The 13,006-nt window shown below is 57.0% G+C and carries 11 protein-coding genes and 5 tRNA genes; 10 read left to right on the forward strand and 6 right to left on the reverse strand.

The genetic code is table 11. The features are described 5' to 3' along the window. Positions 1 to 235 precede the first annotated feature (235 nt). The 5 genes from dld to LL947_RS11810 all read left to right on the forward strand — a co-directional run bounded on the left by dld (position 236) and on the right by LL947_RS11810 (position 6,408). Positions 236 to 1,915 (forward strand): D-lactate dehydrogenase, encoded by a 1,680-nt coding sequence (dld, locus tag LL947_RS11790; RefSeq protein WP_290822030.1) that lies wholly within the window; start codon positions 236 to 238, stop codon positions 1,913 to 1,915. 141 nt (positions 1,916 to 2,056) lie between these two features. After that, positions 2,057 to 3,556, forward strand: a complete 1,500-nt coding sequence (gene glcD / locus LL947_RS11795; protein WP_499833305.1) for a glycolate oxidase subunit GlcD — start codon at positions 2,057 to 2,059, stop codon at positions 3,554 to 3,556. Positions 3,557 to 3,572: 16 nt separating this feature from the next. Then, the gene (glcE, locus tag LL947_RS11800; RefSeq protein ID WP_499833306.1) at positions 3,573 to 4,673 is read left to right on the forward strand and encodes a glycolate oxidase subunit GlcE; all 1,101 of its coding nucleotides are present in this window, start codon (positions 3,573 to 3,575) and stop codon (positions 4,671 to 4,673) included. A gap of 14 nt (positions 4,674 to 4,687) precedes the next feature. Beyond that, complete coding sequence (gene glcF / locus LL947_RS11805; protein ID WP_499833307.1) at positions 4,688 to 5,920, forward strand: glycolate oxidase subunit GlcF; 1,233 nt, start codon at positions 4,688 to 4,690, stop codon at positions 5,918 to 5,920. Between the two features lie 89 nt (positions 5,921 to 6,009). Next, on the forward strand, positions 6,010 to 6,408 hold the full coding sequence (locus LL947_RS11810) for a heme-binding protein (protein WP_290822023.1): 399 nt from the start codon (positions 6,010 to 6,012) through the stop codon (positions 6,406 to 6,408). An 88-nt stretch (positions 6,409 to 6,496) separates the two neighbouring features. Here the strand turns inward: LL947_RS11810 and LL947_RS11815 are convergent. The 6 genes from LL947_RS11815 to LL947_RS11840 all read right to left on the reverse strand — a co-directional run bounded on the left by LL947_RS11815 (position 6,497) and on the right by LL947_RS11840 (position 7,958). Beyond that, positions 6,497 to 6,573, reverse strand: a tRNA-Asp gene (locus LL947_RS11815). A 57-nt stretch (positions 6,574 to 6,630) separates the two neighbouring features. After that, positions 6,631 to 6,706: transfer RNA gene (locus LL947_RS11820), tRNA-Val, on the reverse strand. Between the two features lie 49 nt (positions 6,707 to 6,755). Beyond that, positions 6,756 to 6,832: transfer RNA gene (locus tag LL947_RS11825), tRNA-Asp, on the reverse strand. A 48-nt stretch (positions 6,833 to 6,880) separates the two neighbouring features. Beyond that, a tRNA-Asp gene (locus LL947_RS11830) sits at positions 6,881 to 6,957 on the reverse strand. Positions 6,958 to 7,029: 72 nt separating this feature from the next. Continuing rightward, positions 7,030 to 7,105, reverse strand: a tRNA-Val gene (locus tag LL947_RS11835). A 115-nt stretch (positions 7,106 to 7,220) separates the two neighbouring features. Next, the gene (locus tag LL947_RS11840) at positions 7,221 to 7,958 is read right to left on the reverse strand and encodes an alpha/beta family hydrolase (protein WP_499833309.1); all 738 of its coding nucleotides are present in this window, start codon (positions 7,956 to 7,958) and stop codon (positions 7,221 to 7,223) included. A gap of 165 nt (positions 7,959 to 8,123) precedes the next feature. On the opposite strand from LL947_RS11840, the gene ccoN reads away from it, so the two are divergent. From ccoN to ccoG, 5 genes are all read left to right on the forward strand, one after another. Continuing rightward, positions 8,124 to 9,551 (forward strand): cytochrome-c oxidase, cbb3-type subunit I, encoded by a 1,428-nt coding sequence (gene ccoN, locus LL947_RS11845; protein ID WP_404414148.1) that lies wholly within the window; start codon positions 8,124 to 8,126, stop codon positions 9,549 to 9,551. 18 nt (positions 9,552 to 9,569) lie between these two features. Continuing rightward, positions 9,570 to 10,178 carry a cytochrome-c oxidase, cbb3-type subunit II gene (ccoO, locus tag LL947_RS11850; protein ID WP_404414150.1) on the forward strand — a complete coding sequence of 203 codons (609 nt, stop codon included), beginning with the start codon at positions 9,570 to 9,572 and terminating at the stop codon, positions 10,176 to 10,178. Between the two features lie 3 nt (positions 10,179 to 10,181). Further along, a complete protein-coding gene (locus LL947_RS11855) occupies positions 10,182 to 10,400 on the forward strand; it encodes a cbb3-type cytochrome oxidase subunit 3 (RefSeq protein WP_171702320.1) in 219 nt (72 codons plus the stop codon). Next, a complete protein-coding gene (ccoP, locus tag LL947_RS11860) occupies positions 10,397 to 11,326 on the forward strand; it encodes a cytochrome-c oxidase, cbb3-type subunit III (protein WP_499833310.1) in 930 nt (309 codons plus the stop codon). The genes LL947_RS11855 and ccoP overlap by 4 nt, the downstream gene beginning before the upstream one ends. 236 nt (positions 11,327 to 11,562) lie before the next feature. Beyond that, positions 11,563 to 13,002: a cytochrome c oxidase accessory protein CcoG gene (gene ccoG, locus LL947_RS11865; protein ID WP_499833312.1), complete on the forward strand. Its 1,440-nt coding sequence runs from the start codon at positions 11,563 to 11,565 to the stop codon at positions 13,000 to 13,002. The last annotated feature ends 4 nt before the right edge of the window (positions 13,003 to 13,006 follow it).

Below are 13,006 nucleotides of genomic sequence, written 5' to 3' on the forward strand. Positions count from 1 at the left end.
AAACGCAGATGCTTCCCCTACCCCTGGCATCCTGCTTCCCGCCAAGCCGCTACCACGACAAATGGTTTTCAAAAGCATGTTGCATCCACCCTCTTCAGGTGATTGCACAACTTTACGCCCGGGATCCTTGTCAAACCATCATGACACGTCAGGATACCAGCGCCTTATCTGACACGATTGACTGTCCATGGCGATGCAACCGCTTGTCGCCACCCGACAGACACAGGAGCAGCCAATGTCCGCATCAACGCTTATCAACGACCTTTCCGCCGCCGCCGGCAGTGACAATATTGCCACGGATGACGCCACCAAGCGCCCACATCAGATCGGCTACCGCTCCGGCTCTGGCGAAGCCGCTGCCGTGGTATACCCCACTTCACTGCTGGCGCTATGGGAGGTGCTGAAAGCCTGCCATCAACATGATGCTGTCATCATTCCCCAGGCGGCCAACACCGGATTGACCGAAGGCTCGACGCCCAAGGACGACTACGGCCGGCCCGCCGTGATACTCAGCACCATGCGCCTGAAAGGTCTGCACTTTCTGCAGGATGGCAAACAGGTCGTCGCCTTGCCGGGTGCTACCCTGTTCGAGCTTAGCCAGCAGTTGGCACCCATTGGCCGGGAACCGCACTCGGTGATTGGGTCCACCTCCATCGGCGCTTCTGTGGTGGGAGGCGTGTGCAATAATTCCGGAGGCGCTCTCTGCCGCCGCGGCCCGGCCTATACCGAACTGGCCCTCTATGCCCGGGTGAATGAGCACAATGAGCTTGAATTGATCAATGATCTGGGTATCGACCTTGGCGACACCCCGGAAGAGATCCTGCCACGGGTTGAGCAGGGTGACTTCCCGGAAGATAGCGTGCGCCATGATGTCGGCAAGGCCTCGGACGATGATTATCAGACTATTATCCGTGGCGCCGACCAAGCCGGTGCGGCACGCTACAACAACGACCCGCGCCTGCTGCATGGTGCTTCCGGCAGTGCCGGCAAGGTCGTGGTATTCGCCGTGCGTCTGGATACCTTTGAGCAGGAAAAGGATGTCACCACCTATTATGTGGGCACCAACGATACCCAGCAGCTGGCGGATTTCCGTTTCCGCTTCCTGCTTGAAGCATCACGCCTGCCGATTACCACCGAATACCTGCACCGTGAGCTGTTTGATGTCGCCAAACGCTACGGCAAGGACAGCTTTCTGCTGATCAAGTGGCTGGGCACCCAGCGCCTGCCCGGCGCCTTCCGCCTCAAGAACCGGGTGGACAGCCTGTTTCGCAAGATTCCGTTTTTACCAGAACCCATTACGGATCACGTTCTGCAAACGGTCTCCCGCGTGTTGCCATCCCCGCTGCCCAAGCGCCTGCACACCTGGCGGGATGCCTATGAGCACCACCTGATCATCCGCGTTAACGGCGATATGTGCGAAGAAACCGAGCATTTTCTGAATGAATGCTTCGGCCAGGATGCCTGGTTCCGCTGCACCCCGGATGAAGGCGAGCGCGCCATGCTCCATCGCTTTGCGGCTGCCGGAGCGGCGGTACGTTACCGCACCATCCACCACAAGGATGTCGAGGACATTCTGGCCCTGGATATTGCGCTGTCGCGTAATGACCCTGAGTGGTTCGAGCAACTCCCGGAAAGTATCGCCAAGGATATCGTCCATCGGCTTTATTACGGCCATTTCTTCTGTCATGTATTTCACCAGGACTATATCTTCCGGCGCGGCGCTGATGTGGATGCGCTGAAAAAGGCCATGCTGAAGATTCTGGATGAAAGGGGCGCTGAGTACCCCGCCGAGCACAATGTCGGTCACCTTTACCCGGCCAAGAAGGATCTGGCGGACTTCTATCGCAGGCTCGACCCGACCAACTGCTTTAACCCGGGTATCGGCAAGCTGCCGCGCACGCCCTACTACAAGTAGGTGGCCGTTGACGCATCAATGAATACGCACGCAAAGGGCTGAGCTAACGCTTTTTCATTGCAGGGATGGATTTATGAAAACATTTTTCATAGAATCAAATTAAGCGTTTTTCTTACGCCCTCCTTGCCCTCAGGAGCAGCCATGAACATTCTTTATGATGAACGTATCGATGGTGAACTGAAGTCCTTTGAAAAAAGCGACATTATCGCGGATCTGCAGCAGTCAGTGCCCTCACTGACGCTACTGCACCGTGAAGAAGATCTGCACCCGTTCGAATGCGACGGCCTGGCCGCTTACCGCGTGCTGCCCATGCTGGTCGCTTTGCCCGAGACCCTTGACCAGGTACAGACACTGCTTGAACGCTGCCACGCGCTTGGCGTACCGGTTGTCACACGCGGCGCTGGCACCGGCCTTTCCGGTGGTGCCTTACCGCTGGAACGCGGTGTTCTGCTGGTGATGTCGCGCTTCAAGAAGATTCTGGCCATCGACCCGGATGCCCGGGTTGCCCGCCTTCAGCCCGGGGTACGTAACCTGGCGATTTCAGAGGCCGCAGCGCCCTACGGGCTTTACTACGCGCCAGACCCGTCATCCCAGATTGCCTGCTCTATCGGCGGAAACGTCGCTGAAAATGCCGGTGGCGTACACTGTCTGAAATATGGCCTGACCGTTCACAATGTCATGCGTGTCGATATCATCACCATTGAAGGTGAACGCATGACGCTGGGCTCTGAGGCGCTGGACGCCCCTGGCTTTGACCTGCTGGCGCTGATGAATGGCTCTGAAGGCATGCTCGGTGTGGTCACCGAGATTACCGTCAAGCTACTTCCCAAGCCGGAAACTGCCAAGGTGCTGATGGCAAGTTTTGATGATGTTGAAAAAGCCGGCCGCGCCGTCGGCGACATCATAGCGGCCGGCATTATTCCCGGTGGCCTGGAAATGATGGACAAACTGGCCATCCAGGCCGCGGAAGACTTCGTCAAGGCAGGGTACCCCGTTGAGGCAGAGGCCATACTGCTGTGCGAACTGGACGGCGTCGAAGCCGATGTCGACGACGATTGCCAGACCGTTCGAAAGGTGCTTGAGGAAGCCGGCGCCACTAATATTCAGCTGGCCCGGGATGAGGCCGAAAGAGCCAGGTTCTGGGCAGGGCGCAAGAACGCCTTTCCGGCAGTGGGGCGCATGTCACCGGATTATTACTGCATGGACGGTACCATTCCGCGCCGAGAACTACCTCGCGTACTCAAGGGTATTGCGGCGCTGTCCCAGGAAAGCGGTCTGCCAGTGGCCAACGTCTTTCATGCCGGTGACGGCAATATGCACCCTCTGATACTGTTTGATGCCAATCGCGAAGGCGAACTGGCACTGGCTGAAGAGGTCGGCGGCAAGATTCTTGAACTCTGCGTGGCCGCCGGCGGCTCGATTACCGGTGAACATGGCGTTGGACGTGAAAAGATCAACCAGATGTGCAGCCAGTTCCAGGCCGACGAAATCAGCCTCTTTCATGCCTTGAAAGCGGCTTTTGACCCTGACGGGCTTCTCAACCCTGGCAAGAACATACCGACCCTTGCGCGCTGCGCTGAATTTGGCGCCATGCATGTGCATAACAACGAGCTTCCGCATCCGGAACTTCCCCGTTTCTGAGCCTGCAGGAAAGATTATGACTGAAACCGCCACGCTGAACGCCGATCAAGATATTGCTGATGCTCTTTGCGCCCAGGTCGGGCGGGCCTACGCCGAGCGGACACCGCTGCGTATTGTCGGCGCCAACACTCGGGGCTTCTATGGTCTTCCGGTTGACGGCGAGCCACTGGAAATGGCCGGACATACCGGCATCGTCTCCTACGACCCCATCGAACTGGTGGTCACGGTACGCGCCGGCACACGCATCAGCGACCTTGAGGAAAGGCTTGCCGAAAATCATCAGATGCTGGCGTTTGAGCCACCGCGCTTTGGGCCTGCCAGCACCATTGGGGGCGCGGTAGCCACCGGCCTATCCGGGCCGCGCCGACCCTGGGCAGGCGCGGTCCGCGATTTCGTTCTCGGCACGCGGGTCATCAATCAGGAAGGCAAGCTGCTGCGCTTTGGTGGCGAAGTCATGAAAAACGTGGCCGGCTATGATATGTCACGCCTGATGGTGGGCGCCCAGGGCACCCTGGGGGTACTGACCGATATCTCCTTCAAGGTGCTGCCCCAACCGGCCGCCAGCCATAGCCTTAAACTGTCCCTGCCATTGGACGACGCACTCAATAAACTGGCGGAGCTCGGCCGCAAACCGCTGCCGATTACCGCTGCCGCCTGGCACGCCGGTGAGCTGTTTCTTCGCCTCGAGGGCGGCAAAAGCTCCGTCAACGCGACGCGTGAACGCCTGGGTGGCGAAGAAATCAGTGCGGATCTGTGGCGAGAGTTACGCGATCTGGAACATGCCTTTTTCACCCAGAATAACGACAAGGCACTGTGGCGACTGTCGTTACCCCCCAACACCCCGGCCCTGCCGCTGGATATTGCCGAGCGCGATATTTTCTATGACTGGGCGGGTAGCCAGCGTTTTATCAAGACCTCGCTCGACGCCGACACCCTCCGCAAGGCCTGTCAGCAGGCAGGTGGCCACGCCACCTGCTATACGCCGGCGGCCTTAGGGGGAGCACAAGCGCCCTTTACCCCACTCAACCCGGTTGTCGAAAAGTATCACCGTCAGCTGAAAGCACAGCTGGACGGCCACGGCATTTTCAATCCCGGGCGTCTTTATGCGGCGTTTTAACCAGGAGAGCTGACATGCAGACGCATTTTACCGACGCAGACCGCCAGAAGCCGCATATTCAGGAAGCTGATCGCATCTTACGCAGCTGCGTTCACTGTGGCTTCTGCAATGCAACCTGCCCGACCTACCAGATACTGGGTGACGAACGGGATGGCCCGCGCGGGCGCATCTACCTGATCAAGGAGCTGCTTGAAAGCCAGGACGATGATGACCAGGTCACCGAAGAAACCCGACTTCACCTTGACCGCTGCCTGACCTGCCGCAATTGCGAAACCACCTGCCCCTCTGGCGTCGAGTATCACAAACTGCTGGATATCGGCCGCGCTGAAATTGAACGTCGCGTGCCGCGTCCTGCCGCTGAACGCGCCCAACGCTATGCACTGCGCAAGATGCTGGTGGAACCCAGGCGCTTTTCTGCTCTGCTCAAGCTGGGCCTGACCTTCAAGCCCCTGGTGCCTGGCAAACTGCGTGACAAGATGCCTCCCGCACCCGTAGATGCCGGGGCACGCCCCTCAGCAATGACCCATTCACGCCGCATGCTGATGCTCGAAGGTTGTGTGCAGCCCGGCTTATCACCCAATACCAATGCAGCCACTGCCCGGGTACTCGACCGTCTCGGCATCAGTATTACCCCGGCAACGGAAGCCGGTTGCTGCGGCGCTATCGACTTTCACCTGAATGCTCAGGACGATGGACGGGAACGCATTCGCGCCAATATTGATGCCTGGTGGCCTCAGGTGGAACAGGGCGCCGAAGCCATTGTGCAAACCGCAAGCGGCTGCGGCGCCTTCGTTAAAGAATATGGTGAAATGCTCAAGGATGATCCGGAATACGCGGAAAAGGCCGAGCACATTAGCCAGTTGGCAAAAGATCTGGTGGAAGTGCTGCGTGAAGAGCCGCTGGATCAACTCAGCGTCAAGGCAGACCAACGCCTGGCCTTCCATTGCCCTTGCACCCTGCAACACGCACAGAAGCTCAACGGTGCCGTAGAAGGCGTATTGACCCGGCTCGGTTTTGAACTGACGCCGGTCCAGGATGCGCACCTTTGCTGCGGCTCGGCAGGCACTTATTCCATTACCCAGCCTGAACTGGCGACCGAATTGCGCAACAACAAACTTGACGCTCTGGAAGCAGGCAACCCGGAAATGATCGTTACCGCCAACATCGGTTGCCAGACGCACCTGGCAAGTGCCAATCGGACACCGGTTCGCCACTGGATTGAAGTACTTGATGCCGCGCTTGGCTAAGTGCGGCCAGCCACCTGTTTATCCCAGATTGTTTGATCACCACCTTGGTGATCATTCATGCATTTATCACCCACTCAAGAGAAACCACCATGCAAAGCAAAGCTGTCTTAACCCAGGCCGACGTGTCCAAGGTATTGGATGCTGCCCAACAGGAAGCCGAACGTGAAAGCTGGGCAATCACCGTGGCGGTCACTGATGATGGCGGCCACCTGCTGGCCTTGCGCCGCCTTGACGGCGCTGCGCCCTTCACTGCCGATGTAGCCGCCAACAAGGCACGCAGTGCCGCCATGGGGCGTAAGGAAACACAGGTGTTTGAAGAGATGATCAATGGTGGCCGCACGGCTTTTTTGTCTGCACCCATGCAGGCCTTGCTGTCAGGCGGGGTGCCGATCATCGTTGATGGCCAGGTCGTCGGCGCTGTGGGCATTTCTGGCGTCAAACCCGACCAGGATGTACAGGTCGCCAAGGCTGCTATCAGCGTGCTTTGATCGACATACCATGATCGACAAACGCAAAAAACCCGGGTCGATGACCCGGGTTTTCAAAAATCTTTCCAGCTTGGCTGGTATCACTCAATGGCGGACCGGACGAGACTCGAACTCGCGACCTCCGGCGTGACAGGCCGGCATTCTAACCAACTGAACTACCGGTCCACATATAAGTGCAATCTTACCTATCCAAAATCCATCAATCGCCACTAGGCAGAAAAATGGTGGGTGGTACTGGGTTCGAACCAGTGACCCCCAGCTTGTAAGGCTGGTGCTCTCCCAACTGAGCTAACCACCCGGGCTTGGCTATACTAGCCTTGTCTTGCATATAAAGCATCAGTTTATCGTGGCGGACCGGACGAGACTCGAACTCGCGACCTCCGGCGTGACAGGCCGGCATTCTAACCAACTGAACTACCGGTCCACATAACGATAACAATGCGCTTCAGTGAGGAAAATCATGTGATGATAATGGCGGACCGGACGAGACTCGAACTCGCGACCTCCGGCGTGACAGGCCGGCATTCTAACCAACTGAACTACCGGTCCACATACTATCTATCGCATAACTGACATCAAAAAGCGGTTTCCACGTGGCCATCTGACGCCTTTGTAAGGGCATGGTGGGTGGTACTGGGTTCGAACCAGTGACCCCCAGCTTGTAAGGCTGGTGCTCTCCCAACTGAGCTAACCACCCGCTGGTCACGTGGCGCTGCATTCTACCGAAGCACAGGGGGAAGTCAATAACGAATCGGCAACTTTTTCACTCGGGCCTGAAAAGAGCCGCATTGATGGCGCCCTTCTCTTTTAGTTCACCGCCCGTTACTCCTGGGATGTGCCAGCATGAAATCTGCCGCCTTACGCGTCGCCTGCTGGATGAGCTCCTCCTGGCGCAAACCACTGGCACGCAAAGGCTTGAAGTCATGATCACCCGTGGCAAGCCATTCAATATGCACATTCGCCGGCAACGTATAGGTTGCGACCTCGTCTCGGCGCCCGAAAGGGTCACGTTCACCCTGAACAATGAGACTTGGAGCAGAGACCTGGTGCCAGTGCGCCAACCTGAGTCTGTCGGGAGAGCGCGGTGGATGAAACGGGTACCCCGCCACGATCACGCCAGGCACCTGGCGCTGAGCCGCCACCAGACTGGCAACCCGCCCTCCCATCGACTTGCCACCCACCCAGACCGGAACATCCACCGCCGCTATCAACGACGCATACCAATCTGACATTTCTGTGACAAGCTGGCTGATTTTTGTGGGTGGCCGACGGCGGCCTTCCCTGTTCATGCGTTGCATATAGCGAAAGTCGAATGTCATCAACTGGATACCCGCCCGCGCCGCCAATGTGGCAAATTGCCGCATAAAATCAGATGCCTGACCAGCACCGGCACCATGGGCAAACAGCAGACACCCCTTCTCTGGTAGCCCCTGCAGGGTGACGGGCGTATGATTATTCACGTAAAATTGTCCACAGGTGCCCGTCTGCAGGTAGGACACAAAGACATCAAAATTAATTTCAACATAACCCTGTTGGGCATAAAATAGCATGTGATTCACTCTCATATCGCCAGCTTAAACAATTGGCTTGTTCAGCTTAAGCGCCTGCTGCGTTAAAATCTGCAATGGATCTTGACCTGCGTCATCAAGCGGGCGGTCGCGTCCAGGCAGAATAGCACTGGGTTACCCCCTAACCGCGTTCGATGGGAACATGAAATGAGCACAGCACTAGAACACCCGACCTACAACTACAAGGTAGTTCGGCAGTTCGCGATCATGACTGTTGTGTGGGGCATTATAGGTATGACGCTTGGCGTCATTCTCGCCGCACAACTGGTATGGCCGGAACTGAACCTTGGCTTACCTTGGACCAGCTTTGGGCGCCTGCGTCCTCTGCATACCAATGCCGTCATTTTCGCCTTCGGCGGCTCGGCACTTTTTGCCACCTCGTACTACGTGGTGCAGCGAACCTGTCAGACGAGACTGTTTTCTGACAAGCTTGCCGCCTTTACGTTCTGGGGTTGGCAGGCAGTCATTGTGTCTGCTGTTGTGTCACTTCCGTTGGGCTATACCACAACCAAGGAATATGCCGAGCTGGAGTGGCCGATCAACATCCTGATCGCCATTGTATGGGTCACTTACGCTCTGGTCTTCCTGATGACCATCAAGCAGCGTAAGACCTCGCATATCTATGTGGCGAACTGGTTCTTTGCCGCCTTCATCCTGACGGTAGCGGTGCTGCATATTGTCAATAATGCGGCTATCCCCGTGACGCCCATGTTCTCGACCTCCATCTATGCGGGCACCATTGATGCCATGGTGCAGTGGTGGTATGGGCATAACGCCGTGGGCTTCTTCCTGACCGCTGGCTTTCTGGGCATGATGTACTACTTCGTTCCCAAGCAGGCTGAACGTCCGGTGTATTCCTACCGTCTGTCGATCGTGCACTTCTGGGCACTGATCATGGTCTATATGTGGGCCGGCCCGCACCACCTGCACTACACAGCGCTGCCTAACTGGGCGCAGTCACTGGGCATGGTGATGTCGATCATTCTGCTGGCTCCCTCCTGGGGCGGCATGATCAACGGCATGATGACCCTCTCGGGTGCCTGGCATAAGCTGCGCACTGACCCGACCCTGCGCTTTCTGGTGGTTGCCCTGTCCTTCTACGGCATGTCGACCTTTGAAGGCCCGATGATGGCGATCAAGACTGTCAACGCCCTGTCGCACTACACTGACTGGACTATCGGTCACGTGCACTCCGGCGCGCTTGGCTGGGTCGCCATGATCACCATCGGTTCCATGTATCACCTCATCCCGCGCCTGTTCGGCCGTACCGAGATGCAGTCCGTCAAGCTGATTGCCGTGCATTTCTGGTTGGCGACCATCGGCACTGTGCTGTATATCGCCTCCATGTGGGTGAACGGTATTCTGCAGGGCCTGATGTGGCGTGCCATCAATCCTGACGGCACCTTGATGTATACCTTCGTCGAGGCCGTTGAGGCCAGTGCGCCGGGCTACTTCGTGCGCCTGATTGGCGGTCTGTTCTGGGTCACCGGCATGCTGATCATGGCCTTCAATGTCTACCAGACGGTTAAACGCAGCGACGCTGTCAGCCAGCAGCCGTTGCCACAAGCCGCTTAACCGGGGAAGTCGAGACCAATGAAACACGATATTGTTGAAAAGAACGTTGGCCTACTTGCCGTACTGATTCTGGTTGCAATCAGTTTTGGCGGCCTGGCCGAGGTTGTGCCGCTGTTCTTTCAGAAACAGACCACTGAACCGGTTGAGGGGCTCGAACCCCTCAGCGCTCTGGAACTGGAAGGGCGGGATATCTACCGCCGTGAAGGCTGTGTCGGCTGTCACTCGCAGATGGTTCGCCCCTTCCGCGCTGAAACCGAGCGCTACGGCCACTACAGCGTGGCGGGCGAGTCTGTCTATGATCACAACTTCCTGTGGGGCTCCAAACGTACCGGGCCGGACCTGGCACGCGTAGGCGGCCGTTACAGCGATGACTGGCATCGTGCGCACATGTACAACCCGCGCGACGTTGTGCCGGAGTCCATTATGCCGGCTTACCCATGGTTGTTTGAAAATCGCCTGGATGGCGAGGATACGCCGGCCAAGATGCGCGCACTCAAAAGCCTGGGCGTTCCCTATACCGATGAGCAGATCGCCAACGCGACGGCCGAGGTCAACGGCACCCAGGAAATCACCGCACTGATCGCCTACTTACAACAACTGGGAACCGTGCTAGAGGGCACTCGCTAAGCTATGGATACGGGAACTTTTCGCGGCCTCATCACGCTGATATTGATCATCGCTTTTCTGGGCATCACCTGGTGGGCCTATTCCAAGCGACGCAAACCAGACTTCGAAGAAGCGGCTAACCTGCCCTTCGCCGATGACGATGAGCAACCGTCCCGTGACAAGCCTGCGGCATCCGGGGATGAAGCAGATTCCCGCCACGACAGGGGAGATAAAAATACATGAATAATCTATGGGGCGATTCCTTGCCTGGCTTCTGGAGCGCCTGGATCATCGTCATTACATTGGGTACGATTGCACTTAGTGCCTGGCTGCTATTTGCTAACCGGCGCACCGACAAACAGCCGGACGCCGACGGCAATGTCGAGACCACCGGCCATGCGGCTGATGGCATCGAAGAGTACGATAACGCACTGCCCAAGTGGTGGTTTCAGCTGTTTGTCGGTACTGTCATCTTTTCACTGGGCTATCTGGTGCTCTACCCGGGCCTGGGTAATTTTGCCGGTGTTCTGGGCTGGTCGCAGGAAGGTCAGTGGGAAGAGGAAGTTGCTCGCGCAGAGGAGCGCTTCACGCCCATCTTTGCCCAGTATCAGGAAGTGCCTATTCCCGAACTGGCGCAGGATGACGATGCCATGCAGGTTGCCGAGCGTATCTACCAGAATAACTGTGCCGTTTGCCATGGCTCTAACGCCAAAGGTGGCTACGGCTTCCCCAACCTGACCGATGACGACTGGCTGTATGGCGGCGAGCCCGATAACATCTTGGCAACACTGAACAACGGGCGAAATGGTCTGATGCCTGCCTGGCAGCAGCTGGGGGAAGACAACATCGAGAACCTGACCCAGTACGTTCTGTCGCTGTCTGACCTTGAGCATGACGCTGAACGGGCCGAACAGGGTGAAAGCACCTTCATGTCAGTGTGTGCTGCCTGCCACACCCCTCAGGGTACGGGTAACACCGGTCTGGGTGCGCCCAATCTGACCAACGATATATGGCTGTACCTGGCGCAGGGCCAGACGGTTGCTGATTCCATTCGCCAGACGCTGCGCAATGGACGTAACGGCCACATGCCGTCACAGACAGCCTACATTGGTGAAGAACGCGTTCACCTGGTAGCCGCTTATGTCTACAGCCTCAGGGATAGCAATTGATTGCTATATCTGAACTTTAAGCTGTTGATATTGAAGGGTGCGGCTTGAAGCCGCACCCTTTTTTGACCGCGCCTGGATTAGACTGTCAGGTGAATAGCGAGTAGTGAGTCGTGAATAGTGAGTCGTGAATAGTGAGTAGTGAGTCAGATCGCGTCTGACGGTGGCTAAACCCCAGACACGTTCCGCCATTTTTAGGCGGCTGCCAGTCTCCCGCCTCTTCGAGCAGTAAAGTTGCCATGGAAAAGATACCCAGCAAAGACGTAACCCCTCGGCAAGCCGATCATCAGGCTGCCCAAGGTGAAGCCGTTACCCAGGAGATGTACGCGCAACGAAAACATATCTATGTGCGTGAAATAAAAGGCTTCTTCCAGAAACTCAGACGCAGCGCCAACTGGGGGCTGATGCTGGCGTTCTTCCTGTTACCCTGGATCAATATCGGCGACAGACCGGCCATCTGGTTCGATTTGCCCAGCCGGGAATTTCATATCTTTTTTGGTACCTTTTACCCGCAGGAATTTGTCCTGCTTTCATGGTTATTGATTATCTGCGCCTTTGGGCTATTTTTTATTACCGTGTTCGCCGGGCGCGTCTGGTGTGGCTATACCTGCCCCCAGAGCGTCTGGACATTTCTGTTCATCTGGCTGGAACATCGCATCGAAGGGCCGCGTAACAAGCGTATCAAGCTGGACAATCAGCCGCTGACGGGAGAAAAGCTGCGCCGCAAGACCTTCAAGCATGTCATCTGGCTTCTGATTGCCTTTGCGACGGGCGCCACCTTTGTGGGTTACTTCACCCCTATCCGTGACCTGATGCCTGATCTGGCAACATTACAGGCCCACGGCTGGTCGTATTTCTGGGTAGGTTTCTTTACGGTCTTTACCTATCTCAATGCTGGCTGGCTGCGCGAGCAGGTGTGCATCTACATGTGCCCTTATGCACGCTTTCAGTCCGTGATGTTTGACCGTGATACACTGATTGTTTCCTATGATGAGAATCGGGGCGAACCACGCGGACGGCGTAAGCGTAGCCTCAGTCATGAAGAGGCCAGAGCAGAAGGTCACGGCGACTGCATCGACTGCGACCTGTGCGTACAGGTTTGCCCGACGGGTATCGATATCCGCGATGGTTTACAGTATGAGTGCATTTCCTGCGCTGCCTGCATTGACGCCTGCGACAGCGTCATGGACAAAATGGGCTATCCACGTGGTCTGATTCGCTACACCACAGAGAATGCCCTGGAAGGCAAGCCTACCCACATTCTGCGCCCGCGCCTGATCGGCTACCTGGCGGCCCTGCTGGTGATGGTAAGTGCCTTTGCCTGGGCAGTGAATGATCGCATGCCGCTCAATTTCGAAGCTGAGCGCGAGCGCAACGATCTTTATCAGGTGACCCGCGACGGCCAGATTAGTAATGTCTACAACCTGATGGTGCGCAACCTTGACCAGCGCGACCATACCTACCAGCTAAGCGCTTCCGGCCTGGATGGGCTAACGCTTGACCAGCACAACATCAGTGTTCCTGCAGGCGAGTCACGCTCAGAGGTGGTGACTGTCACCGTCGATGGTGACGCCATTCAACAGCCCAGCCATGACATCGTGCTAACGATCGAATCCGAGCGGGATGACAGCATCCGATTGGACCGGGACACACGCTTTATTGGCGAACTCAGGAGATAGTGCA

The organism is Halomonas sp. BLK-85, from assembly GCF_044792155.1.
Taxonomy (GTDB): domain Bacteria; phylum Pseudomonadota; class Gammaproteobacteria; order Pseudomonadales; family Halomonadaceae; genus Vreelandella.

What these genes read in the sequence shown, in the direction of transcription:
- dld (WP_290822030.1), top strand. Translation starts at nt 236, where the DNA reads ATGTCCGCATCAACGCTTATCAACGACCTTTCCGCCGCCGCCGGCAGT.
- glcD (WP_499833305.1), top strand. Translation starts at nt 2,057, where the DNA reads ATGAACATTCTTTATGATGAACGTATCGATGGTGAACTGAAGTCCTTT.
- glcE (WP_499833306.1), top strand. Translation starts at nt 3,573, where the DNA reads ATGACTGAAACCGCCACGCTGAACGCCGATCAAGATATTGCTGATGCT.
- glcF (WP_499833307.1), top strand. Translation starts at nt 4,688, where the DNA reads ATGCAGACGCATTTTACCGACGCAGACCGCCAGAAGCCGCATATTCAG.
- LL947_RS11810 (WP_290822023.1), top strand. Translation starts at nt 6,010, where the DNA reads ATGCAAAGCAAAGCTGTCTTAACCCAGGCCGACGTGTCCAAGGTATTG.
- LL947_RS11840 (WP_499833309.1), bottom strand. Translation starts at nt 7,958, where the DNA reads ATGCTATTTTATGCCCAACAGGGTTATGTTGAAATTAATTTTGATGTC.
- ccoN (WP_404414148.1), top strand. Translation starts at nt 8,124, where the DNA reads ATGAGCACAGCACTAGAACACCCGACCTACAACTACAAGGTAGTTCGG.
- ccoO (WP_404414150.1), top strand. Translation starts at nt 9,570, where the DNA reads ATGAAACACGATATTGTTGAAAAGAACGTTGGCCTACTTGCCGTACTG.
- LL947_RS11855 (WP_171702320.1), top strand. Translation starts at nt 10,182, where the DNA reads ATGGATACGGGAACTTTTCGCGGCCTCATCACGCTGATATTGATCATC.
- ccoP (WP_499833310.1), top strand. Translation starts at nt 10,397, where the DNA reads ATGAATAATCTATGGGGCGATTCCTTGCCTGGCTTCTGGAGCGCCTGG.
- ccoG (WP_499833312.1), top strand. Translation starts at nt 11,563, where the DNA reads ATGGAAAAGATACCCAGCAAAGACGTAACCCCTCGGCAAGCCGATCAT.